This window comes from Planococcus sp. A6, assembly GCF_028823615.1.
Taxonomy (GTDB): Bacteria; Bacillota; Bacilli; order Bacillales_A; family Planococcaceae; genus Planococcus.
This window is the reverse complement of the sequence record NZ_JAPEHT010000017.1, coordinates 13,399-36,840: the sequence shown is the minus strand read 5'-3', so window position 1 is coordinate 36,840 and position 23,442 is coordinate 13,399. Positions and strand designations below refer to the sequence as shown.

Genomic DNA, 23,442 nt, shown 5'->3' with positions numbered 1-23,442 from the left:
GGGCACCGATTGAATCGGTGCCCCACGCTTTTTTATTGAATATTTTTCAACCACGTCATCAGGCGCAAAATTTCGAAGGGTTCTGCCCATGTGATGACAAAAAGGATGACGAAGAAAATAGAGAGCGACCAAACCTTCAATTGCCCCGGCTCTCTTTTCAACACAGCCAAGAAAACGGCGCCCGCCGCTGCAAACAGCAAAAGAAAACCGATAAGTGCGAGCGGCTCGGAATACCCAGACATCAGCCGGTTGAACATGAGCAATAGACTTCCCAATACGATGAGTCCCATTGAATATTTACCGAACATCTCATCTCTCCCTTTTCCAAGAAAGCTCGCGGCCTGCCATCACGGCGCAAAGCCGTAGTAGAACAGGATATGTGCATAAAAACCGACGAATGCGACTACTAAAGTCACCAGGACAAATAACACCACCATGATGATTTTGGAAAACTTGCCGATTTCTAGCCGCCATACGCCTTTATAGACCTGCACCCATAGCGCCACGACGAATGGAACGACCATCAATAGATAGAAGATCGCGAGGCCGTTCCCAAAGACATCGTAATAATCCCGGTTCACACTGTCACTGGTCCTGAAGTAACGGCTCATCCCAAAAAAGAACGCGAGAAACGAAAGTTGCACCACAAGCCCGTAGACAAACAAAGGCAACCTGAATTTCTTCAAGTTTCGTAGCATCCACAAGACTACACAATACAGGATGGCGATTAAAATGGCGATGTAAAAACTGAATGGATAGAAAATATGAACACGTCCTTCTTCCCGCTTACTTTACCAAAGCGGTTCGTCTTCCTCTGTCAATTCGACTAAAAATGGGTAAGCAGCTATAACGGTGACGCCACTAGCGATAATCAGCAGGAATATCGTAACGAACGAAAGATTAAATAAAACCCCGAAAAGCATAGCCAATGGCGTCAGAAAGTTGGTAAGGCCGGCTCTTTTTTTCGATTGGGTAGTAAGCAATTGCTTTTTCCCGCAATGCGGGCAAATCATTCCCGTATCCAATGTGAACATCTTTTTAACCGTCTGTTTCCAACTCCATTGCTTATGGCAATTTTGACAAATCGGCATGGACTCCCCCCATTCAGTTTTTTATTTTATTCACACTCTTTAAGACCTTGTCCTTATTAGACTAACAGAGATAACCAAAAATTCCCACAATGCAAATGCCAATTAACTGGGTTTTAATTTCGCAATAATTAGATCTGCCGATTTTCTCCTCAATAAAAAAGAGCAAGAACTGGATGCCAGTTCTTGCTCTTGATGCGGTTAATTCATATAGCGATGCTTTCTTAAGCTGTTCAAATTGGCGATTTCCTGCAGGAGCTCTTCCCCGATATTCGTCTCCCGCACTTTTTTGCGCTCAAGTTCTTCGTCGACCAATCGTTTGATCGATAAGACGTCGGTACCGTTTTGCAATACCTCTTCTTTGGAATTGAAGCGCTGGTGGGCGACGAGCTGCATGCCGTAAGAATTATATAGAAGCGTATAGCCGGCGATTCCGGTCGTCGATTGATAGGCTTTCGAAAACCCGCCGTCGATGACGATCATTTTGCCGTTCGCTTTGATCGGGTCTTCGCCGTCCCGTTCCTTGACCGGCGTATGACCGTTGATGATGCGGCCATGATCGGGATTCAAGTCGAATTCCGCAAGCATTTTGCGGCACATGTCTTCGTCTTCACGCAAATGATAATACGGGTTTTTCCGTTCTTTATGCGTTTCTTTGTCTTTGATGAAATAGCGTTCGAACGTCGTCATTTCGCGTTTGCCGAACAGCGAGGAATTTTCGCCTGTCCATTGGTACCACACCATATCGGTCGCGAAATCATCGGTCTCTTCCGGATGCGCGAATGCGTAGCGGGTGTATTCTTCGAAAACATCGAGCAGTTCCCGTCCGGCGTAGCTTTCGCCTTCAATTTCCATTTGCTTCATATCGCCGTTCTCTTCGAGCGGAATGCAGCCATGGATCAGCAGATTGCCGTTGTATTGAAGATACAGCTTGCCTTTTTTCATGAGGAAGTTCATATGCCGAGACAGTTTTTCGGAATGCTGGATGGAGAACAACAATTTATCGATGACTTGCTTCTCTTCATCGAGCAAGCGGTCGGGATGTTCTGTATCGATCGTGGCAAAGCACGTGTTCTCAAGCGGATAGGTTTTGCCGTGGATCGTCGCTTCGTTCTTGTCGTAATCGACTTTCTCCAAGAGCAAGCGGTCTTCCATGGCGAAGCAGGTGCGCCGTTTGATGATCGGGCTTTCGAGCTTGAACTGAATGATCGAAATCGCCTGGTGGATCTTCGTGATCTGCAGTTGTTCCTGATCCGTCAATTGTTCATCTGAAATGCGCTTCGGATGGAATGCCGGATTGTCTTCGTAATATTTCTCCGCCAAATTCAACAGCGGGCGCAAATTAATGCCATAGACATCCTCGATGATGTCCAGGTTGTTATAGCGTGCACAGATGCGGATAATATTCGCGAGGCAGACTTTGGAGCCAGAATAGGCACCAATCCACAGGACATCGTGGTTGCCCCATTGAATGTCGACGGAATGGTAATCAATAAGCGTGTCCATAATCTTATGCGGATCCGGGCCCCGGTCGTAAATATCGCCGACGACGTGCAGATGGTCGACGGTCAGCCGCTGCATCGTATAAGCAAGTCCGACGATCAGCTTGTCTACTTGCCCCAAAGAAATGATTTGTTCGAGCATCTTTGCGTAATAATCTTTTTTGTTGGTGAATTCATCCGTCTTGTACAGAAGTTCTTCAATAATATAGACGAATTGCTTTGGCAAGGCTTTACGCAATTTGGAGCGCGTGTATTTAGACGATGCGTAAGACACCAGCTTGAGCAGCCGCTCGATCGTTTCGATATACCATTCCTTCAGCTCTTTCTTGCTGCTGAAGTGGCTCTTGATCAGGCTCAATTTCTCTTCTGGGTAGTAGACAAGCGTCGCGAATTCGTTAAGCTCTTCTTCTCCCATCTCGTTCTTGAAAAGATCCCTAATTTTCACTTTGACGTTGCCGGAGCCGTTGCGCAACACATGCTGAAACGCCTGGTATTCGCCGTGAAGGTCGCTGACGAAATGCTCCGTCCCTTTCGGCAAATTCAAGATGGCTTCCAGGTTGATGATCTCCGTCGCCACTTTTTCTTCGCTATCGTATTTTTCTGCCAGTAGATCCAAGTATTTTGAACTGATCATACGGAACCCTCCTTCAAGTAATATGTCTGAATCGAATTCATTTGAAAGTAAATTCCTGAAAAGCGTATTCACCAAACAGGTATGTGGAAGGAATTTCTCTATATTCCCAGTCTATAGCAGTTTCCGTGAAGGCTCTAGTATTAATTGAAGGACGGGAGAAAATGGGCAGGCAGACAAAAAAAACTGCGCATTGCACAATTCGAGTGCAAGACACAGTTTTTGTAAAAGCCGTCTATTCTTATTCAAACGCAGCTTGAAGCACTTGTTGGTGTTCTGCCCCTCCTAAATTCTTATTTACTACACGGTCCGCTTTCATGTCTAATTCATCCTCGAGCAAATTGACCGGCCGTTGATGGCCAATCAACACCAGTTCGGACCAGCCGTATTCTTTGTGTAACTTCGCCAGTTCAGCGGAAAGTTCACGGTAAAACCTGCGGATCTGTTTTTCTTTCCGGTTGTCGAACTGGTCGACTTGGCTGCTCGACGAAGCTTGGCCTTTGGCGCTTCTTCCTTGAAATTTGCGCCAGTCATCGGTATCCAAATCCAATTCGAATACCCAGCTGTCGTCAATTTCACCCAAGCTGGAATTATGCACCGTAACGGTTTCCGTTTGCGCAACCACGATGCCGGTCTGTGGAAATTTGCGGTCCAGAGCTTCCAGTTGGGAGGTGCTGGCAGAGTCGCCGTAAACAAATTCGTTATCGACATCCAATTGCAAGAAATGCACTTCAAAAAGCCCGTCGCTGCCTTCCGCAAAAACAATGAGGCTGCGCAGCATACGCGGTTCGCTATGTTTCAGCTCCTGTTCAACTTTACCCTTTAGCTCTTGAAAGGCCTTGTGTTTTTCAGCGTCTCCTTCCACTTGCTGTTCGAGTTGCTTGAATCCGTTTTTCAGATGGGTTTTCCATTGGCTTCGCTCTTCCGGCTTGGTGCTTAAATAAATCGACAAGACGCCAGCTTCGGAATTTTCAAGGTTTTTCAGCTGGTTGATTTCTGTAGATAGCCCCACTTGAATCCCTCCTTCATGATGTACCGAACTTCGCCTGGTTCACAGTTCCTCATCGGTTCTCGTCACTTTGCCGCCCAGTTCGTCCACCAATCCATCCAGCACGGATTCTTCGTATTCTTTTCCGATCGCGATGATGCCCGTCGTCCCGAGTTCAATATTGCCAATGGTCTTTTTGAACAATTCTTCAGTGGATTTCAATCGTTTCAATTCCTTACTAGTTCCGATCATGCCGCCTGTCAGCGTACCGAAAAGCACGCCGAACGGCCCGCCCAAAATCCCGACAGCCATTCCGATCAACGCCCCTTTAGTGGCTGTGTTCGATCTGGATAAATCGGCCGCATCTTTAAAAGCGAACGACCCGTTTTCTTCCCGTTCGATCACGACAATCTGCTGCAGCTCGATCTGTCCTTCCACGTGGTATTGCTTGAGCTGGCTGAATAATTGATACGCCTTCAAATTGTCTTCGAATGACAAGGTGATGATGTGAAAATGCTCGGACTTCTTTCTAGCCATCGATATCTCCTCCATTTTTAGTTTTTGGCGGCAGCAGTAGCTCAATTAGTAAATAAATGATGCCAATATCCCGGTAAGGAAGACAGAAGTGATCGTAACGGTCGAAAAGCCGGCAACGACCATTTTCGGCAAAATCTCGTCTTCGATGACCTGGATTTCGTCTTCCGTTTCGCCGATATTTTTGGCTGCTTCCTCACTCAAGATCAAGGTCCCCGGGAATCCGTAAAGCGAGGACAGGCCGATTGCGACGGCCATCGGGTATGTGTAGCCCAAAAATTTGCCGGCCAGCATCGCAAACAGCACAATACCGATGACGCCGAGACTAAACGCGATCAGTAGCGGCACCAATAACTCCACGAGGTCTGCAAACGAAGTCGTTGCAAGCGGCCCGAAAATAATCAAAAGAATCGCCAGCATCATCAAACCGTACGCATCGATGCCATTTAAGACATTTGGTTTCAAGACGCCGGTTGCCCGTAGCGCAATCCCCAGCAGCAATGCGATAACAAAGGTGTTCAACCAGCCATTCGTCAGCCCGCTCAAAAACATGGCAAGAATTACAACGAGCCCGACCACACAGAGAGTTCCTGCCGTCGTCTGGAAGGCTTCCGGCAAGATCGTCTCCTTGACGTCCGTCTTCTCTTCTTCGACAGCTGCTTTTCGGGTAATGCTGCCATCACGCACGCCATCCCGTATCCGCATCGCCTCTTTTCGTAAAATGATGGAGGTAAGCGGAAATCCGATGAGCCCTTGCAAGGCAGCAATCAGCACCGGGAATACAGCGACCGAGATTAATCCTGCGTTCAAGGCCTGTTCTTGGACGATGATGACTGAAATGGTCCCGCCGCTAATCGCTGCGATTGCACTCAATACATAATTCGTGTCCAGCAGCAGCCTGCCGATGGTGAACAACATAATGGCGATCCCAAGGACTGCGGAGACGCCGATCAAGAACGTCCGCCATTGTCGCTTGAATTCATCCAAGCTGATCAATGTGCCCAAATGGACGATGATCATGCCGACAACGGTTTGGCCAAGAGGCAGCAAAGCAGAGGTTGGCAATAAATCTTCCGGAAATAAATTGGTCTTGAATCCGATCAGGAAAATGATCGAGGCGACGAATAGCGACGACAATAAAGCTTTTGTTTTCTTGGAGATGTAATCACTGACTGTCCAGATGAGCATGATAAGGGTAAAGGCGATGATCGGTGTCATGCTGATTCCGCCCTTTTACACAGCAGATAGATCATTGAAAACCCTTGGATGGCCGCAGAAGTTGAAAGGAGTGTTGCTAGCATTCGTTTTTTCGATTCTATTCGCTTAATTCAGCATGGAAAGCAGGCATCCCTTTTACTAATTGCAACGCAAATTCCACTGCATGCTCGAATTCATCAACCGGAATATATTCTTCGACTGTATGGATATTTTCGTAGCCAATAGACACATTGACCACGGCTTTTCCTTTTTCATTAAAAACATTGGCGTCGGTTCCACCGCCGCTCCGCTCAAAGCGGGCTTTTCGCCCTAAAGGCTCTAGGCTGCGCTTGGCATGGGCGAGAAGTGGATGCGCTGGGTCAAATTGATAACCCGTGATCAATTGCGTCGCTTGAAAGTCTAGCTGCGCCCCGGAACGCTCCACTTCCTCTTCCAGCGCTTGTCGCATCGATTCCACTTGAGCTAGGCATTTTTGATGATTGAGAGAACGCACTTCCGCGATCATTTCCATATGATCCATGACGATGTTCATCGCAGTCCCGCCATGAACCTGGCCGATGTTGGCTGTCGTCTCGTCGTCAATGCGGCCAAGCTTCATCCGTACGATTGCTTTTGACGCGACTTCGATGGCAGAAATTCCTTTTTCCGGCTCCAAGCCAGCGTGCGCCGCTTTGCCCGTCACACTGATATTAAGGCGCTGCATGGTCGGGCTCGCGGTAATAATGCCCCCGACCGGGCCGCCATTGTCCAGCACATATCCGTACTGAGCTTGCAGCTGATCAATATCCACTGCTTTCGCCCCAAGCAAGCCTACTTCTTCACCAGGCGTCAAGATAAACTCAAGCGGGCCGTGTTGGATATTTTGTTCTTTCAAGCGCTTGATCAGTTCGAGCATGATTGCGATGCCAGCCTTGTCATCGGCCGCCAAAATGGTCGTCTTATCCGATTCAACGCGGCCATTTTTCTCGATTGGCTGAATCCCTTGGCCGGGAGATACTGTATCGATATGGGACGAGAAAAACAACGGCTCGATGGAAGCATTCCCGTCGAGACGGGCGATGAAATTATTGGCGCCAAGCCCGGTCTGCGCTACTGTGTCGTCTTCCCACATGTCCAAGCCAAGACCTTTAAATCTTTGCACCAAGTCTTTTTGAAATGCTCCTTCCGCAAACGATTCCGAGTCGAGGCGGACAAGCGACTTGAATTCCTCGACTAAACGTTCTGTAGACATGGTTGTCCCTCCTGTTCATGATGCCGCTATTCAATTTTTCGTGAAAACGGATGATCGCGTTGGATGGACTGCTTATTTACTAATAACGCTGAAATTTTGTTTATGCTTTATGCATGCAAAAATGCGCCCGCGTGGAAAATGATCGCATTTTCTATTTTTGGGCTCTGATGTCTGCTTGAACCTATTTACATTTTAGTTGAAGAATTATGTATTTATTTTAATGCGCTAAGCTATGCTCTATAAGAAGTGAAACGAAGAGTGTTTTTGTGAGGGAACGTACATTGAGATGGAATGATTTACAGTGGATTTGGTCAAATAAAATTAAATGTAAAAAAATTGAATAAAATAGAGTCTAATTGAATTAATATCTTTATACAAAATTGGGTTTTATCTAATGAAATATAACTAGGAATATTAACATAACCTTAGTTACCCGATTATTCAGAAAAATAACCTTCTTTTTAGCTAGAAACAAATTTTTTATGCTCAATCCACAAATTTTTGAACCATAAATTTTTCATTCCTGAGAGTCTAGCGTGATTGAGCCATTTACGGGTAAGGAGGAATAACAGGAACCAACTTTTAATGGAAAGGACTTGTTATGACACAATCTCTTATCAGCTTGCTCATTCTCGGTTTTATCGTGATAACTCATATTCTAGTTTGGAAATGGGCCGCCTATATTCGAGAAAAATATGCCAACGATGCCAGGAAGAGGCGGATTGCTGGGGGCATCCTTTTTATGTCCCTTGCGGCATTGTTCGGTTTGTCCGCGCTCTTTCTCATGCAATCTTAATCTTCTTTTTAAACATCGCGAAATCACGAAAGGATAGGATAGGACGTGACACAGCTTTTTATTTCATTGGGGCTTTTTGGTTTTATTGTTATGACTCACCTTCTGGTCAGCAAATGGGCTCGACATTTTAACGAGCAACACGGAAACGACCCGCAGCAAACACGAAAAGGCATTTTGATGATTACGATCCCCCTCATAGCCATTTTCCTGAATGCGGCTTTGTTTTTGTTTCAAACTTCTCAATAAACGTCACGTAGAAGCTTTAATAGGTACATAGTTACTATTTTAATGCAACATACTGGAATTATAATAAGAAAAAAACTGAAAAAGGCAAACTTACCTGAAAAGGAAGGACGCAAAGCCATGAGCCTACCCACTGCTTAAGCAGTGCACGGTCGTCAGGTTGCCAGGTACCCATTCTGTGGGCCTCGGCTAACAGAATGGAGGAAAAGAATATGTTGAAGAAAGCGGCGATGTTGATGTTCGCAATGTCTCTCATGCTGACAGCGTTCAGCCATGCAGAAAATGTACAGGCAAGCGGCGATGCGCCTGATACCCGTGCCACTTGGCTATGGAACCCATGGATGTTCGTGAAAGATGAAGCAGCTGTGCTCGCTTTTCTCGAAAACAAAAACGTCAATAAAGTCTACGTTCAAATCGACCGCGACATTCCTAAAGATACGTACCGCAGCTTTGTCACGCAAGCGCACGCACGCGGCATAGCCGTGTTCGCACTCGACGGGGCGCCTTCTTGGGTTGCGCCAAAAGGTTATACAAATCAGAATATGTTGATGAACTGGCTGAGCAATTACCAAAGCGGGTCGACGGAGCAGGCGAGTTTTGACGGCATCCATTTGGATGTGGAGCCTTATTTGTACAGCGGATGGAATTCGAATCGCGCTACTACAGTGAAGTCCTATCAATCGCTTCTGCAAAGAGCCGTCGTCAGCTCATCTCAATTGAACTTGCCGCTCGAAGCCGACATGCCTTTTTGGTTCGACGAAATTCCTTACAATAATACCTTTGGCAGCGGATTATTGGCTGAATGGGTCATTGCAAATACGGACGGAGTCACATTGATGGCTTACCGGGATTCAGCCCCGATGATCATCGAAATCGTCAAAAACGAAATCGCCATGGCCGAAAAATACGGCAAACATGTGGTGGTGGGCGTAGAAACAGGCACAACCGATGAAGGCAGCATCATCACTTTTGCAGAGGAAGGCGAAGCGTTCATGAATCTTCAGTTGGGCGAAGTGGCCGCCCATTACTCGGGATACTCTGCCTACGAAGGAATTGCTATCCATCATGTTGGCAGCTGGATGACGCTCAAGCCATGAAAAGATCAGACACTTCTCATGATTTTTGGAAGTGTCTTTTTGTTTTTTCATTTCTCGCACTCTGTTTTGCAGAGAACCGGAAAAATTTCATTGGAAAGTCACTTTTGAAAGAGTAAATCACTTACGTAGAAGCTGATTGATGTTATTCTATAAGTGGAAAATATTATCTATTTAACTATTTAAATGACATATTACGGAATATCCTTTGCGAGCTTAAAACTCCGCATATCGTCCCATAGCAAGTTCGGGACATTCTTCGAAGGACGGTGAAAGAAATTGGCCCAAACAGATTACAAAGCTTTACTTGCCACACGAATGGAACGGGATTTCTCGAAATGGGCTGCTCAAGGCCTGATCCAAGAGCGTGAAGTCTATCGGTTTTTGCATACGATGAAAGGTACCGCTGGGACGATTGGCATGATGGACCTATCCGAATTTTGTGCACGCGAGCTGGACGCTTTCTCTGAACACAGCACCGAGTTGCTTGCTGTCGATTCACTGGCAGGATTCATGTCTTCATTCCGAAATTATTTTGCAGCTGACGAGTCTGCAAGCCAACAAGAGACAGAGGTGGAGGCACCGGAAAGCAAAGCTTCGAATGATGAAGCCCTCGTATTGGTCATCGATTCCGATGCTGAATTTGCCGCGAAGCTCAAAGAGACATTGGAGCCTAAAGGCATTCCTGTCGTCATCGCTTTGAATGGCCAAAAAGGCACGGAATTATTTTACACATTGCATCCGCAGATGGTGTTATTGGATGCAAAGCTGCCGGATGCCGATGGGTTCAACCTAGCCGAAAGAATCGCCGAAGCCGGCAGAAGCCGACACCTTCCCCTCGCTATCATGAGTGAAGATGACCGAATTGATAACCAAATCCGGGCAATGGAAGTCGGTGCCACCGATTTCTTGGCCAAGCCATTGAATATGGCGTATTTCCTCCCGTATTTAGCAAATCGCCTGCGGGGCCAGGAAATCATCTTGCAAGTCACGCGAATTGATGAATTGACCGGAGCCGGAAATCGCCAAGCCTTTGATGAAGTCTTGCTACAAATGACCAATCTCGCAGAACGAACCGGAAAGCCTTTTACACTGGCATTGCTTGATTTGGATTATTTCAAGAAAATCAATGATGACTACGGGCATTCATCCGGAGACGAAGTTTTGCGTTCATTCAGCCAATTTGTGCTGAACTTGAAGCGAGATTCGGACTCGTTCTTCCGCTACGGCGGAGAGGAATTCGCATTAATTCTCCCCGAGACCAAGCCGCAGGAAGCCGCTGCATTCATCGCTCACCTGCATAAAGCGCTATCTGAAACGGAATTCACCGTCAACGCCACTGCGCCGCTTCGCTTGACATTCTCCGCAGGAGTGAGCGAATACCGGCTCAAACAGGAAACGATCGTCGACAAAGCCGACAAAGCTTTGTACCAAGCCAAACGAAACGGTCGCAATCAGACGATGGTGTACGAATCCGAAGAACACGATTTGAAGCGCAAACTGAATATCGTCATTGTCGATGACGACTCGCTTGTGCGCAAATTGGTCGCCAGGCAATTTTCCAATTGGAAAGCGGAGGATTTCGATATTCACATCGAAGAATACGCAGACGGTCTCGCGCTGGTCGATTCCGACTGGTACCGGCCGGACGAGAATTACATGATCTTGCTGGACGGCGTCATGCCGAAGATGGACGGGCTCGAGGTGCTGAGCCATGTGCGCTCGCAATATCCGCATGACAATATCGTCGTCTCCATGCTCACGTCCCGCAACAACGAATCCGATATCGTGTTGGCCTTGAAGAGCGGAGCCGATGATTACATCGTCAAACCGTTTTATGCACAGGAAGTCGTAGCTCGTGTCCAACGGCTCACAAAGAGGATGTTCCAGTGAACTTGTCGCATTTCTGGATCCTCATAATCTCCCTGTTCTTCGGCCAATTGCTTCTCTTGTTGACCTTAGCTTGGCGCAAGCAGCAATCGAATAAACGAGAAGCCACCATCGACCATCAATACAGTGCCTTAGCCGATTCGTTCAGTTCTTATATGATGGACCCTTCAGACGAACGGTTCATCCAAGAATTGAAAGCTTCTCCTTATCAATTGATCGTACTTGAACGCTTATTGAATCATTACGTATCCGTCACTAAAGCGGGAGCTGATTCACCCGCGGTTTCACGCCTGTCGGAAGAATTCCTTTCCGAGCGCTATATGAAGCTGCTCAAGCGCGGAAACTGGGCGATGCGAATGAACACTTTGTATTTCATCGAAGATTTCCGGATGGAATCACTCGTGCCGCAGCTAAAGGAAAAATTAGCGAAAAGTTCAAAGCTCGACCAAGAAACGCAGCAATTGATCCGCACGCTCGCTTCTTTAAACGAGACAGTGGCCATTGAGGCGCTTGCAAAATACCTCGATGCCCCGGCCCGGTTGTATATCGATGTATTCAAACGGCTGGATGAACTGACGAAACTAGACGAGCTGGATGCTGCATTAAAAGATGAAAATACCAACCAGACGCTGAAGCATTCTGCCGTTTCCTATATCGGAATGGCGGGAATGACGCTGTTTCTTCCACGCGTTGAAGAAGAATTGCAGCACCCCGAGATGGAGATGCGCATTCAGGCATTGAAAGCGATCCTTCATCTTCAATACATGAATTCCCCAAGCGCCCTTGCGCCGTTTTTCGAGTCGACCGCTTGGCCGGAGCGCATGTTTGCCGCTCAGATTGCCGGGAAATTGCAATTGTCGCGCTATAAGGAAACGCTTGGCGAGCTGCTCGGGGATCCGGTCTGGTGGGTCCGCCACTCATCCGCCGAAGCCTTGACGCAGTTTTCGGAAGGGGATATCGTGCTGACTCATCTCGCAGAAAGCCATCCCGACCGCTATGCACGCGATATGGCGAATCAATGGAAAACCTCCCTTCTAGGAAGTGAACAATAATGCAGGAAATAGCGCTGATTTTATCCTATATCGTCATCGCCTATATGCTTTTTTCAAGCCTGAGCTACCTTGGTCTTTTTGCACTGGCATATGGGAAAGTCAAAAAAGAAAATAAGCTTGATAAGCGAGAGTCTACAGAGGATTTTTTAAGAAACCAATCGACCTATCCAGTGTCGATCCTGGTGCCTGCATACAATGAAGAAGTCGGCGTTGTCAGCACGGTGCGTTCGTTATTGGCACTGGAATACCCTGAAAAAGAAATCATCGTTATTGATGACGGATCGAAAGACAGCACATCGCTGCGCATGATCGAAGAATTCAAAATGAAGAAAATCCCTTTCGCTGTCCGCACACACATTGAGACCGCGGAAATCGAGGCCATTTATCAATCCTCGATCTTCCCTTATATCCGCCTCATCAAAAAAGCGAACGGCGGCAAGGCGGATGCGTTGAATGCCGGGGTCAATCTCTCTTCTTTCCCATACTTCTGTGCGATTGATGGAGATTCCATTTTGGAAAACGACGGCCTGTTAAAATGCATGAAACCGATTATCGAATCAGACGGACAAATCATCGTCACCGGCGGATCTGTCCGAATCGCCAACGGCTCGACCATTTCAAGAAGCAAAGTGGAACTGATTGGCTTGCCGAAAAGCCCAATCGTCCTCATGCAGATCGTCGAGTATTTCCGCGCCTTCTTGATCGGCCGTCTGGCGTTGAGTCATTTGAATATTTTGTTGATCGTCTCCGGGGCATTTGGCGTCTTCAATAAAGAGCGCGTCATCCAAGCCGGTGGCTACAATAAGAACACGGTCGGTGAGGATATGGAATTGGTCGTACGGCTGCACCGTTTGCTGCGGGAAGAAAAATCCAAGCAGCGCATCGAATACATCCCAGACCCTGTCTGCTGGACGGAAGCCCCTGAATCGCTGGAAGTGCTCAGGTCTCAGCGGATCCGCTGGCAGCGCGGACTGCTTGAAACTTTGTGGAATCACAGAAAAATGATGCTCAACCCGAGATACGGCTCGATCGGTTTGTTTTCGATGCCTTATTTCTTGTTTGTTGAACTACTCGGCGCCGTATTCGAGTTTATCGGCTATTTTATCATTTTTGGCGGTTTTTTCTTCTCGCTGGTCGATCCGCAAGTCGCCGGTGTCATGTTCTTGGTGACGGTATTCTACGGATCGCTCATTTCGGCACTCGCCGTGTTGCTAGAAGAATTGACGCTCCACAAATACCCGAAAGTCTCCCATTTGATGCGCCTGTATTTCTGGGCATTGACTGAGGCATTTTGGTATCGCCCGCTTATGGTATTGTGGCGGGTCAAAGGGATTTTCGCCACTTTCCAAAAGAAAGCACATTGGGGCGATATGAAACGCAAAGGAATTTCGACTTAATTGCAAGGAGGGATACTTATGAAGAAAATACTAGTCGCAGATGATGAAGATATTTTGCGCATCCTGATCGCGGATACATTGGAAGATGACTTCCTGATAGAAGAAGCCGAAGACGGCAAAGAAGCCCTGGAGAAGATCCGGTCCAATGACTACGATTTGGTCGTGTTGGATTATATGATGCCGTATTTGACTGGTATGGAAGTGCTGGAGGAAGTTAGAAAAGACCAAAACGACACGAAAGTGCTAATGCTGACAGCGAAAGCGCAAGACGCGGACCGCGAGAAAGCCATTTTGAACGGGGCAGATTATTTCATGTCCAAACCTTTCAGCCCGATGGAACTCTTGGCGCTTGTGGAAGATATATTGGTGTCTTGATAAACTGTGTTCTCCGAAGCTTGGGTAGCCCAATGCTTCATTAGGATGAGAAAGGCTTTCGCACCCTATGTTTATGTAAAATTAAAAAATAGTTAACGCTACAAAAAACGACCAGCCTTTAACTTAAGGGCTAGTCGTTTTTTTTTATTATCTATAATCTATATTTCTCAGCTCTCCGGCTCGTCGTCCAGGCCGTGTGTGGCGTAGAAGATGACACCGTTTTGCTCTTGCCCGTTTTGGATGTTCTTCATCACTTTCGATAAATTCACCGGCGCATACGGTTTGGTCAGGTAATGATTGATCTTGCTGATTTTATTGGCATCGGTTGATGGATCCAGTGCAGAAGAAATGACAATTGGGATATTCTGTGTCGCCGAATCTTCTTTCATCATATCGACCAGGTCCCAGCCGCTCAATTCCTCGCCGAGCATGATGTCTACGACAGCGCCGACCAGAGGCGTACGCTTCGCTTCTTTAAATGCTTCTTTCGGCGAAGTGTGATAAATCACTTTAAAGCCGTTGAGTTTCAGCTCTTCTGACAACAGCAGGGCAAGGCTCATATCGTCTTCCACAATCATCACAGGCGGATTCTCTTCAATGCCTTCGTGCGCAGCATGATCGTGCAGCCCGGCAATAAGAGGCAAGTCAAAGTGGATCGTCGTACCTCGCCCTTCTTGTGATTCAATCCAAATCTTGCCGTCGTGCTTGACGATGATTTCCTGGCAAATCGCAAGTCCAAGCCCGGTGCCGCCGATTTTGCGGCGCGAACTATTGTCGATGCGCTGGAATTTGGAAAACAGCTTCGGAATGTCTTCAGCCGGAATGCCGATTCCTTCGTCTTGAATCGACACGCGCAAATTATTGGCGTGGTTTTTCATGCAGATGGTCACATTGCCGCCTTCTGGGGAAAACTTGATGGCATTGCCGACCAGGTTCATCAATACTTGTGCCAGGCGCTCTCGGTCGCCTTCTACTTTGACGTCTGATGCATCATCGACCAAGACGATCGAATGCGTCGATTGCGTCCTGAATTTTTCGGCCGCTTCAATGACCAGCTCATTCATCAACAGCTTATCCATCCGGTACACTTGGTCACCGGATTCCATCCGCTGCAAATCCAGGAAGTCGTTGATCAAGTTGGTCAAACGCATCGCTTCTTTATAGATCGTCCTCAAATAGCGCACTTGCTTGTCCGGTTTCAATTCCTTATTGAGCAGCAGCTCCGTAAAGCCAAGTACGCTCGAAAGCGGTGTCCGCAGCTCATGGCTGACAGTGCTGACCAATTCGGATTTCATCTTGTCGACTTCGTGTTCTCTCGTGATGTCGCGGTGCACAAAGATCGTCCCTGTACGTTCCCCATCTACAATGACCGGGGTGCTATAAACATCGATGACCCGTTCATATGGGGCTTTGACCGTATATTGGAAGGTCTTTGCTTCGTTTCCTTTTTCATGGATGCAAACGCTGAGGAAATCGACCATCGCTTGTGAATCGGTCGTTTGTTCGGCCATCCGGTGAATCCATACATCTTGCGAAATGACTGCATCCAGCGGCGCATTGCCGCAGCTCAGCATCGTGCACATCGTTTCATTGCGCTGCACCATGCTGCCATTTTTCGCAATGAATTGGATGCCTTCATTGATATTATTGACAATGCGTTCGTTCAATGTCCGTTCATGGATTGCCGCGTCGTACAATTGGATCCGGTCGATTGCCAAATGGATGCGTTTCAGCAATCCATCGATATCGGCTTCTTCCTCTTTTGAAAAGGCTCTGCCGACACGCGACAAACCGATCAGCGCGATGCCTTCGTTTTGCTCATTTTTTACAGACGCGTATAAATCATGGATATAAACCGGCCCGTCCACAAAGCCTTTTTGCTCCAGCGCTTCCCTTGTGACCGTAAAGGATTCATCTTCTCTCAGACGCGTCGATAGGTAAGGAATTTGCTGCTCCTGGAATTGCTCGAACATATTCTCCGTGAAGCCTTTCAGCGCGTATTCGCCAGAACCCGGAAGCCATAGCACACCCGTATCAATCTCGTACGTGTCGGTAAAATACTTGAGTGTGGCATTGATCAATTTCTGTTTATCTAACGTAAACGACAGGATATGGTTCAAATCGTTGAAGCGGATCAAGCGGTCCTTCGTCTTCCCGGTTTCTTCCAGTGCAACTTGCAGTTCTGCCTGCTTTTCCTGCAGCTGGCCCTTGTTCACCAATAATGCCTGGTTTTGGGAAGTGAGGTCTTCCTGGTTTTTGCGGATGGTATTCATCATTCGGTAAAAAGTCATCGACAATAAGCCGATCTCATCTTTCCGTTCGATAGGAGTGTAAGAAATCTGCTCGCCTTTTCCGAATCCTTCGATAGATTCACGCATACCTTCCAAAGGTTTGACAAGATCGTTCATGGCTCTATAAATAATCAACGCTGTAATGATAAATAGTAGGATAAACAATAAAATAAGCGCAAACGAAAAGTTTTCCGACTGTCTGATCATATCTTCGTTCAGTTGTTCGCGTTCTGCCTCGGAAGTAGATTTATATTCATCGGCAAAAGCGACGAATTCATTAACTGTGGTATTGGTCCCGCCCCTTGAAAGGTTTCTTAGTTCTTCATAATCATCATTTTGTACAGCTTCAATCGCTTGGGGCAGTACTTGTCCCTCAAATGTAGCGATAAAGCTTTTTAACGCTGAAATTCGCTGCTGTTCTTCATTTTTTATAGATAAATTTTCTATTTTTCCGATTGAAATTTTCAACTCGTCCAATTCTATATAAGCCAACCTAAGCTCTTCCTCATTCTGGAAAGCGTAATATCCCCTTGTTCGGAAAAAAAGCTGGCTCAATGATTGGGAAAGTTCCTGGAGTGTATCTTGCTTTTCAGCAAGCAAATCATACTCCGCTTGCTTGTCTTGCCGTTGTTTATCCATGTAAAAATAAACTCCGGCAATTAATATGCTGCAGATGAGTAAAGAAGATAAAGTCAATCTAAGATATTTATGCCTAATGCCTTTTTCCGATGATACATGCATGATGCCTCGCTCCCAGCTTTTCCTTGGTTTTATATAGCAAATAAAAATTTCAAAATTTAACCTTCATTGTAAAATTCCTTCTCTTGCCATAGTATACGATTTTCACTATTTTTAGAATCTTTTTTCTCGCTGTTCCTCATGTATATCTGCAAGCAGCCATTAAAAAAAGACCTTTTGAGGCAGCGACTGCCTCAAGCTTTGGTGCACTTTCCCCGAAAACGATGGCCCGGCTTTACAGAATCGGCGACACCAATTTCGCGATATCCTGTTTGGCTTTTTCAATCCAGTGCTGATCCTTGAAGTCCGCTTCCGTCAATTCGACAGAGAGTTTGCGGTCCTGCAGGAACAAATCCGCCATTTCCTGTGCCGATTCAGCATCGTAAACGAAGGCGTTCAATTCAAAGTTCAAGGCGAAGCTGCGGACATCCATATTGGCCGAGCCGACCGAGAACGCCTGCCTATCAACAACGAGTGTTTTGGCATGCAGAAACCCATTCTGGTAGCTATAGACTTTGACGCCATCTTCGAGCAATTCGCGGGCAAAGGACAGCGTCGCCGAATGGACGAAGAGGTGATCCGCCAAATGCGGAATCATCAGCTGCACGTCCACTCCACCAAGCGCCGCGGTCCTTAGGGCATCCATGATGGATTTATCCGGAATGAAATAAGGTGTCTGCAAATAAATCGATTCCCGGGCATGATGAATCATCTTCAAATAGCCGTTCTTGATGTCTTCATGCGTTTCCAGTGGCCCGCTTGCCACCATTTGCATCGGGACGCCAGACGAATGATCCATTTTCGGAAAATAGGTTTCCGCATATTTCATCGGGTATTTCTCAGCAGCTTGGTTCCAGTCGATGAAGAACCTGTTTTGCAGGGAATGCACCGCGTGCCCTTCAATGCGCAGATGCGTATCGCGCCAATAGCCGAACTCTTTTTTCTTGCCAATGTATTCATCGCCGACGTTAAAGCCGCCAGTATAGCCGATATGTCCGTCGATGACCGCCAATTTCCGGTGATTTCGGTGATTGAGCCGCGGATTGATGCTCGTCAGCATGGCCGGCAAAAATGCAGCCGACTTGCCTCCTGCTTCGTGGAACGCATCAAAGAAATGCTTCGGCAGGCTGCTCGATCCTAAATCGTCGTATAAGACCAGGACTTTGACACCTTGCTGCGCTTTTTCAGTCAGCAGTGCCAAAAGTGCTTGGCCAAGATCGTCGTCATTAAGGATGAAATACTGGAGGTGGATATGTTTTGAGGCAGCGCGGATATCGTCGAACAAGGCATCAAACTTCCGTTTGCCGTCGTTGAAGATTTGAATATCAGCGGCTGTCGACAAAGGCGCGTCGGTCCGCGCAGCATTCATTTGGACAATGTCCATCCATTTCTGTTCGAGTCCAGCAGGCGGCTGGAAATTTTTTAATTTCATTTCGGACAGCTGCTGGTCCTTCAGATCCGTGAAGTCGCGGTTCTCATAAGCAACCGGCCGTTTCAGCCGGCTTCGCCTCAAAGGTTTCCCGAACAATAAATACAGCACAAAGCCAAGAATCGGGATAAAGAACAGGATCAAGATCCATGCCCATGCCGAAGAAGCCGTTTTCCGTTCGAAAAACAGAATGAAAAATGCCAGTACAATATTTACAATTATAAAAAGGTTACTTATAGCACTGAACCACTCAAATGAAATCTTAATCCCCCCTCGAGCTCCGGCTTGGTTATGCAATTTCTATTTGAAAAAATCCTCAGTCACCGCCTGCTAAAGAGCTGGTGACTAAGGCATTCCCTTATGCGAAGTTTTCCACTTATTCTTCGTCTTCTTCGTCCGCTATCGGTTCTTCAGGAACCATTTCTTCTTCGCCCTCTTCCGGTGTCACATCGATGTCTTCGTCTACAGGCTGCTCATCTTCTACGTCCCCGCAAGCTGCCAGCATGCCGATAGACAAAAAAGCCGCTGTCCCCAGTTTCAACCATTTTGATTGAGCCATTTGAGAAACCTCCTTTTCATTATGGGCTCTCAGTCCCTTTTCCTTGTGCTATCCCTTTACCCTTTGATGAGACAATAAAGGGGCCCAGGTTTTCACTATTTTGATTTCGGCCGGGAAGCCGCAAATTCATTTTTCTTCGTTAACTCAAACCCAAGCTGTTCAATAGCGATCTTCAAAGTCGCTTCCATTCGTTCGCCTTTCAGGGAATGGGCAAAATGCGGGACTTTCATGGCCATCGTCGGCAAAATGCCGGTGATGATCGGGGTGATTCCCATGATCTTCAAGGCTTTGATCAAGTCCAGCAAAGGCTCTTCGATGCGCGGGTCGATTTGCGTAATTCCCGAGAAATCCAAGATCAGGAAATCGATGCCTTCGCTCGCTTTCATCACGACGTCCTCGATCAGCTGGTAAGCACGTTCGAGCGTAATGTGGCCGATGATCGGCAGGATCGAAATCTCATCCGACAAAGGCACAAGCGGCGACGACAAGGTCTGGATTTCCTTTTGGGCTTTGTCGAGTTCCAAAATATAGCTCAGCAAAGAAGACATCATCTCGAACATCTCCTGCTGCTCTTCCGTGAACGAAACCGGATGCTTGTCCAAGCCGCAAATCGTGCCGTACACTTCCCCGTTTTCGTAATAGATCGGGATGCCGATGAACGCGCCGTTGCCGAATTGTGCCGAAATCTCAAGCTTGCCGGCATTGTCGTCTTTTGAGATGTCTTCGATCAATAGCGGCTCCTGCCCATAATTGATCGCTAAGCTGCAGAAAGTCTGGTCAAGCGGCGATTGGCTGTCTTCCACTACCAGCTCTTCATGTCTATTGAACGCTTTCTTGATGGTATTGGTTTTTCCATCATTTTCAGCAATGAAGAGCGTGTTGATATCCATTTGCTTGCTCAACATGTTCAAGATCTGATTAGCTGCATCATTGAAGTTCTGAAATTTTCTGGAAGGGCCGATTGTCTGGTGGTGCATGTGATCCCTCCTCTATGGGGAGTGTCCAATGAGAAAATTGGCGCACTTTTCCTAACGATACTATAAGCCGTTCTTTGAATGCAATGTGCAGGATTTCTGGTATCGCCGCAATCGGCGGAACCCGTACTCCACAAAGTTTTGGGCTAAATGAAAAACCAGTCTTAAGCCTGGTTCGATACTGATTGGTACTGTGGTGAAGCAATCAATTCGTCTTCCATCAAGACATATGGATGGGTTTTCATCAAGCTTTCCCTTAAATGAACAGGCATTTTCTTTTTTTCGTAAGCGCAAACCAGCGGGAAATCAAATTCGTTCACTGCGCGATCCGCAATCTTTTCGAAATCTTCTATAAGGAATAATGGTTCTTTCACACTTTCCCATTCCACATGCGCCCATGACCGGAAGCTCAATTTGTTTTCAATATAAGGGGCCACGGTTTTGGTGAAATACTCATGGATGGCGGGTGGATGGTAACTTCCACTCGACCAATAGAAATGAAGGCTATTGACGAAATGTACGTTATTTATTTGTTGTTCACTATATAGTTTGCCCATCTCTTGTTTGATTTTGAACGTCACTCTCTCATTTTCAACAATCAAAATATGATCACCGGCGTGAATTCCCTCATCTATGTAGTTCAATAGCTGTCTCACATAATTTTCAGTTCCATCGAAAGCATATAGCACGTGAACACTGCGCTGGCTTTCAAGCAATTGATCCATCTTACTTCTCAAGCGATCTACCTTCTTTCTCTACGTAATTTCAACCAAAAAAGAAGTTCAATACTCGACAAACTGGAGAATCGAGAATAACAGCTTTCTTTCCATTAAATTATACCATTACCCTGTACTTTTCTGCTGTTATTCTTTTGTATGCCCGCCAACCTGGACGTTAAGCACTATACATACTGTTCCAGAACTTATATAACAGGAGGGAACGCAGTCCCAATCAAAAAAAGAAAGGGCCTGGGCCCTTTCTTTTTCAATCGTAAATTACTGTTTTTTAGTTTGACGATACGTTAGTGTTCCAGCTGCCATGAAGATCAATGTGCTAAGTGCTACCCACAAGATCATTGTATTGGATTGGCCAGACATGCCGCCGAATCCAGTTGAAGGCATTTTGTCAGGAGCTGTGTTCTCGAAGTTCTCTGGGAATTGGTCGACGATTGCGCCGCTCAATCCTTTACCGATATCGAACATGATCGCATAACCTGTGCGGTATGTGTCATATGAAGCGGCATAATCACCGTTCACGTATTGCTGGAATGTATCTACAACGGATTGTTCATGCGCTTCCACGCCTGCAATCGTTTCATCCAACGGCATGCGGTCTTCAGTTGCTTTATTCAAGAATGTGCCAAGATCTGTTGCGAATGTGCTAGTCAAAGTAGAGACGGCTTGCTCTTTCGCTTGCTCATCTTCTGAAGCTGTCGCATTTGCCAAGTCACCTTGGACGGCGATGTGTTCGTTATTCCATAGTTCAACAAACTGGTTGCTTGCTTCTTCACCATAGACTGAAGCTAGCGCTGAACGGAACTCTTCTGTGTTTTGGTCTTGTGCCCAGTTGACGAAATCGAAGTCAGCTGAACCATTGTAACCTTTTGCCATGCTCAATTGCGCAAGGGCAAAATGTTCTGCTGCAATGCGGTTTACTGTCGAGCGGAAGTCGCCGGCTGGTGTGTTCGGGTCAGAAAACTGATCCGGGAATTGTGCCGAAATCGCTCCGCTGATTGCGCTGCCTGCACCGAAGATTTGCGTGAAGCCTTCAAGGTACATCGTGTAAGCAGCTTCGTAATCGCCTTCTACATAAAGATCAAACGTATTTTGTACGTAATCTTCGTGTTCACGAAGTGCGGCTGTCGCACCGTCTTCCGGAAGATTGCCTTCCGTTGCCGTGCCAAGGAATTCGCCCATTTCATCGACGAACGACTGGATTTGAGCTAATGCTTCTTCTTGCATCGCGGCGTCATCCGCTTTCACGGCCGCTGCGTATTCATCTGTTCCCATATTGTGCTTATCGAAGATTTCAACGAAAGCCGCTCCGCCATCTTCCCCGTAAACGGAAGCGATGACCGGTTCCATATCGGCTGCATTTTCATCGAGTGCTGCCATGGCTTCTTCTGCCGCTTCGTCGCCATCATAAATTTTCATCATGGAATCCACTGCGAGCGCATAATGCTCGGACAATAGCGAATCCAAAGTTGCGCGAAGTTCGACGCCTGTTGTTTCCGTCGGCGGTGCTTCTTCAGCTGCCAACACTGTAGATCCGATTCCCGGAACTAAAAGTGATGCACCTACTACTGGTAGTAAAAGCTTTTTCATTTTCATCTAACCACTCCTCTGTTTTGTTTTCTTATAAGCTCAACGGAGCGGGTTTCATTTTAGATCACTTTTTTTAAAAAAAGTTTTTAACTGTTAAGCGGTTACATTGGAAAAGCCAGTTTAGCGCCCATTTCAGGTGGTAGTTAAGATAAAGTATCGTCATTTAAATACGAAGGCCCCGGCACAAGATATGGCCGGTCAGATAACAGGATTTTCAAGAACACACTATATAGAGGAGGAACAGAACATGGGTAAATTACAAGATAAAGTAACCGTCATTACAGGCGCGGCGACAGGCATCGGGAAAGCAACAGCGGAAGTATTTGCACAAGAAGGTGCGATTGTCCTGCTTGCGGATATTAAAGAAGAAGAATTGCAGGAAACGGTCACCAAAATCAATGAAAACGGCGGCACGGCGAAAAGCTTCCAAGTGAATATCGCCAAGGAAGAGGATGTCACATCTTTCGCCAATCAAGTAAAAGAACAATACGGAACGGTTTATGCGTTGTTCAATAACGCCGGGATCGACCAAGAAGGCGGCAAAGTGCATGAATATCCGGTCGATTTATTCGACGACATCACTGCTACTGATTTGCGCGGCACTTTCTTGATGAGCAAATATTTCATCCCGCTCATGATGGACAATGGCGGGGCGATCGTCAACAACGCTTCCATGTCCGGCAGCTTTGCCGATTTGGACCGCTCGGGCTATAATGCAGCGAAAGGCGGCATCATCAACTTCACGAAATCCATCGCCATCGAATACGGAAGATCCGGCATCCGCGCCAACTCCGTATCTCCTGGCACGATCGAAACACCTCTGATCGACGAATTGGCCGGATCGAAAGAGGAAGAAGCCGGACGGGAGTTCAGAGAAAGCAATAGATGGCTTGCTCCTCTAGGTCGCCTTGGCTTACCGAAGGAAATCGCTACGACGGTACTATTCCTCGTTTCAAGCGACAGCTCTTACCTGACGGGCCAAGACATCGTCGTAGACGGCGGGCTTACCGCTTACACATGGCCGGGCAAAATGGTCATGGACGACAGCTGGAAGAAAACGACCACAAAAGAACAATAAGACTACAAAA

21 protein-coding genes and 1 riboswitch are annotated in these 23,442 nt (G+C 46.9%); of the genes, 7 read left to right on the top strand and 14 right to left on the bottom strand.

What is annotated here, in order from left to right:
- Positions 1 to 32 precede the first annotated feature (32 nt).
- The 8 genes from ON064_RS04400 to ON064_RS04365 all read right to left on the bottom strand — a co-directional run bounded on the left by ON064_RS04400 (position 33) and on the right by ON064_RS04365 (position 7,192).
- Positions 33 to 308 (bottom strand): hypothetical protein, encoded by a 276-nt coding sequence (locus tag ON064_RS04400; protein ID WP_274623791.1) that lies wholly within the window; start codon positions 306 to 308, stop codon positions 33 to 35.
- A gap of 39 nt (positions 309 to 347) precedes the next feature.
- Complete coding sequence (locus tag ON064_RS04395) at positions 348 to 686, bottom strand: hypothetical protein (protein WP_274623790.1); 339 nt, start codon at positions 684 to 686, stop codon at positions 348 to 350.
- Between the two features lie 105 nt (positions 687 to 791).
- Complete coding sequence (locus ON064_RS04390) at positions 792 to 1,091, bottom strand: TIGR04104 family putative zinc finger protein (RefSeq protein WP_274623789.1); 300 nt, start codon at positions 1,089 to 1,091, stop codon at positions 792 to 794.
- A 198-nt stretch (positions 1,092 to 1,289) separates the two neighbouring features.
- Positions 1,290 to 3,221 (bottom strand): fructose-1,6-bisphosphatase, encoded by a 1,932-nt coding sequence (locus ON064_RS04385; protein ID WP_274623793.1) that lies wholly within the window; start codon positions 3,219 to 3,221, stop codon positions 1,290 to 1,292.
- Positions 3,222 to 3,462: 241 nt separating this feature from the next.
- Positions 3,463 to 4,233: a VLRF1 family aeRF1-type release factor gene (locus ON064_RS04380; RefSeq protein WP_274623788.1), complete on the bottom strand. Its 771-nt coding sequence runs from the start codon at positions 4,231 to 4,233 to the stop codon at positions 3,463 to 3,465.
- A gap of 39 nt (positions 4,234 to 4,272) precedes the next feature.
- Positions 4,273 to 4,746, bottom strand: coding sequence for a hypothetical protein (locus ON064_RS04375; RefSeq protein WP_058382491.1), 474 nt, complete (start codon positions 4,744 to 4,746; stop codon positions 4,273 to 4,275).
- A gap of 45 nt (positions 4,747 to 4,791) precedes the next feature.
- The gene (locus ON064_RS04370; RefSeq protein ID WP_274623787.1) at positions 4,792 to 5,961 is read right to left on the bottom strand and encodes a hypothetical protein; all 1,170 of its coding nucleotides are present in this window, start codon (positions 5,959 to 5,961) and stop codon (positions 4,792 to 4,794) included.
- A 97-nt stretch (positions 5,962 to 6,058) separates the two neighbouring features.
- A complete protein-coding gene (locus ON064_RS04365) occupies positions 6,059 to 7,192 on the bottom strand; it encodes a M20/M25/M40 family metallo-hydrolase (protein ID WP_274623786.1) in 1,134 nt (377 codons plus the stop codon).
- An 841-nt stretch (positions 7,193 to 8,033) separates the two neighbouring features.
- Here ON064_RS04365 and ON064_RS04360 point away from each other — a divergent pair.
- The 6 genes from ON064_RS04360 to ON064_RS04335 all read left to right on the top strand — a co-directional run bounded on the left by ON064_RS04360 (position 8,034) and on the right by ON064_RS04335 (position 14,039).
- Entirely contained in the window at positions 8,034 to 8,234 is a 201-nt protein-coding gene (locus ON064_RS04360) for a hypothetical protein (RefSeq protein WP_274623785.1), read from the top strand.
- A 73-nt stretch (positions 8,235 to 8,307) separates the two neighbouring features.
- Positions 8,308 to 8,399: riboswitch (cyclic di-GMP riboswitch) on the top strand.
- Positions 8,400 to 8,443: 44 nt separating this feature from the next.
- Positions 8,444 to 9,328, top strand: a complete 885-nt coding sequence (locus tag ON064_RS04355) for an amidase (protein WP_274623784.1) — start codon at positions 8,444 to 8,446, stop codon at positions 9,326 to 9,328.
- A gap of 276 nt (positions 9,329 to 9,604) precedes the next feature.
- Entirely contained in the window at positions 9,605 to 11,218 is a 1,614-nt protein-coding gene (locus tag ON064_RS04350; RefSeq protein WP_274623783.1) for a diguanylate cyclase, read from the top strand.
- The gene (locus ON064_RS04345; RefSeq protein ID WP_274623782.1) at positions 11,215 to 12,267 is read left to right on the top strand and encodes a HEAT repeat domain-containing protein; all 1,053 of its coding nucleotides are present in this window, start codon (positions 11,215 to 11,217) and stop codon (positions 12,265 to 12,267) included. Before ON064_RS04350 ends, ON064_RS04345 begins: the two co-directional genes overlap by 4 nt.
- Positions 12,267 to 13,664: a glycosyltransferase family 2 protein gene (locus ON064_RS04340; protein WP_274623781.1), complete on the top strand. Its 1,398-nt coding sequence runs from the start codon at positions 12,267 to 12,269 to the stop codon at positions 13,662 to 13,664. Before ON064_RS04345 ends, ON064_RS04340 begins: the two co-directional genes overlap by 1 nt.
- Before the next feature lie 18 nt (positions 13,665 to 13,682).
- On the top strand, positions 13,683 to 14,039 hold the full coding sequence (locus ON064_RS04335; RefSeq protein ID WP_211655463.1) for a response regulator transcription factor: 357 nt from the start codon (positions 13,683 to 13,685) through the stop codon (positions 14,037 to 14,039).
- Between the two features lie 167 nt (positions 14,040 to 14,206).
- Here the strand turns inward: ON064_RS04335 and ON064_RS04330 are convergent, their stop codons facing one another.
- The 6 genes from ON064_RS04330 to ON064_RS04305 form a co-directional block, all read right to left on the bottom strand.
- Positions 14,207 to 16,969: an ATP-binding protein gene (locus ON064_RS04330; protein ID WP_274623780.1), complete on the bottom strand. Its 2,763-nt coding sequence runs from the start codon at positions 16,967 to 16,969 to the stop codon at positions 14,207 to 14,209.
- A 334-nt stretch (positions 16,970 to 17,303) separates the two neighbouring features.
- Positions 17,304 to 18,794: a cardiolipin synthase gene (gene cls, locus ON064_RS04325; protein WP_342455312.1), complete on the bottom strand. Its 1,491-nt coding sequence runs from the start codon at positions 18,792 to 18,794 to the stop codon at positions 17,304 to 17,306.
- 79 nt (positions 18,795 to 18,873) lie between these two features.
- A complete protein-coding gene (locus ON064_RS04320) occupies positions 18,874 to 19,056 on the bottom strand; it encodes a hypothetical protein (protein ID WP_274623779.1) in 183 nt (60 codons plus the stop codon).
- A 95-nt stretch (positions 19,057 to 19,151) separates the two neighbouring features.
- Positions 19,152 to 20,033, bottom strand: a complete 882-nt coding sequence (locus ON064_RS04315; protein ID WP_274623778.1) for a GAF domain-containing protein — start codon at positions 20,031 to 20,033, stop codon at positions 19,152 to 19,154.
- Positions 20,034 to 20,194: 161 nt separating this feature from the next.
- On the bottom strand, positions 20,195 to 20,767 hold the full coding sequence (locus tag ON064_RS04310; RefSeq protein WP_274623777.1) for an MEDS domain-containing protein: 573 nt from the start codon (positions 20,765 to 20,767) through the stop codon (positions 20,195 to 20,197).
- A 258-nt stretch (positions 20,768 to 21,025) separates the two neighbouring features.
- Complete coding sequence (locus ON064_RS04305; RefSeq protein WP_274623776.1) at positions 21,026 to 22,360, bottom strand: hypothetical protein; 1,335 nt, start codon at positions 22,358 to 22,360, stop codon at positions 21,026 to 21,028.
- Between the two features lie 241 nt (positions 22,361 to 22,601).
- Here ON064_RS04305 and ON064_RS04300 point away from each other — a divergent pair, with 241 nt between their 5' ends.
- The gene (locus ON064_RS04300) at positions 22,602 to 23,432 is read left to right on the top strand and encodes an SDR family oxidoreductase (protein WP_274623775.1); all 831 of its coding nucleotides are present in this window, start codon (positions 22,602 to 22,604) and stop codon (positions 23,430 to 23,432) included.
- The last annotated feature ends 10 nt before the right edge of the window (positions 23,433 to 23,442 follow it).

Bases quoted from the DNA above. Each gene is read 5' to 3' on its own strand.
- ON064_RS04315 (WP_274623778.1), bottom strand. From the start codon at position 20,033: ATGCACCACCAGACAATCGGCCCTTCCAGAAAATTTCAGAACTTCAAT.
- ON064_RS04330 (WP_274623780.1), bottom strand. From the start codon at position 16,969: ATGGATAAACAACGGCAAGACAAGCAAGCGGAGTATGATTTGCTTGCT.
- ON064_RS04355 (WP_274623784.1), top strand. From the start codon at position 8,444: ATGTTGAAGAAAGCGGCGATGTTGATGTTCGCAATGTCTCTCATGCTG.
- ON064_RS04320 (WP_274623779.1), bottom strand. From the start codon at position 19,056: ATGGCTCAATCAAAATGGTTGAAACTGGGGACAGCGGCTTTTTTGTCT.
- ON064_RS04390 (WP_274623789.1), bottom strand. From the start codon at position 1,091: ATGCCGATTTGTCAAAATTGCCATAAGCAATGGAGTTGGAAACAGACG.
- ON064_RS04335 (WP_211655463.1), top strand. From the start codon at position 13,683: ATGAAGAAAATACTAGTCGCAGATGATGAAGATATTTTGCGCATCCTG.
- ON064_RS04400 (WP_274623791.1), bottom strand. From the start codon at position 308: ATGTTCGGTAAATATTCAATGGGACTCATCGTATTGGGAAGTCTATTG.
- ON064_RS04370 (WP_274623787.1), bottom strand. From the start codon at position 5,961: ATGACACCGATCATCGCCTTTACCCTTATCATGCTCATCTGGACAGTC.
- ON064_RS04305 (WP_274623776.1), bottom strand. From the start codon at position 22,360: ATGAAAATGAAAAAGCTTTTACTACCAGTAGTAGGTGCATCACTTTTA.
- ON064_RS04340 (WP_274623781.1), top strand. From the start codon at position 12,267: ATGCAGGAAATAGCGCTGATTTTATCCTATATCGTCATCGCCTATATG.
- ON064_RS04375 (WP_058382491.1), bottom strand. From the start codon at position 4,746: ATGGCTAGAAAGAAGTCCGAGCATTTTCACATCATCACCTTGTCATTC.
- ON064_RS04300 (WP_274623775.1), top strand. From the start codon at position 22,602: ATGGGTAAATTACAAGATAAAGTAACCGTCATTACAGGCGCGGCGACA.
- ON064_RS04365 (WP_274623786.1), bottom strand. From the start codon at position 7,192: ATGTCTACAGAACGTTTAGTCGAGGAATTCAAGTCGCTTGTCCGCCTC.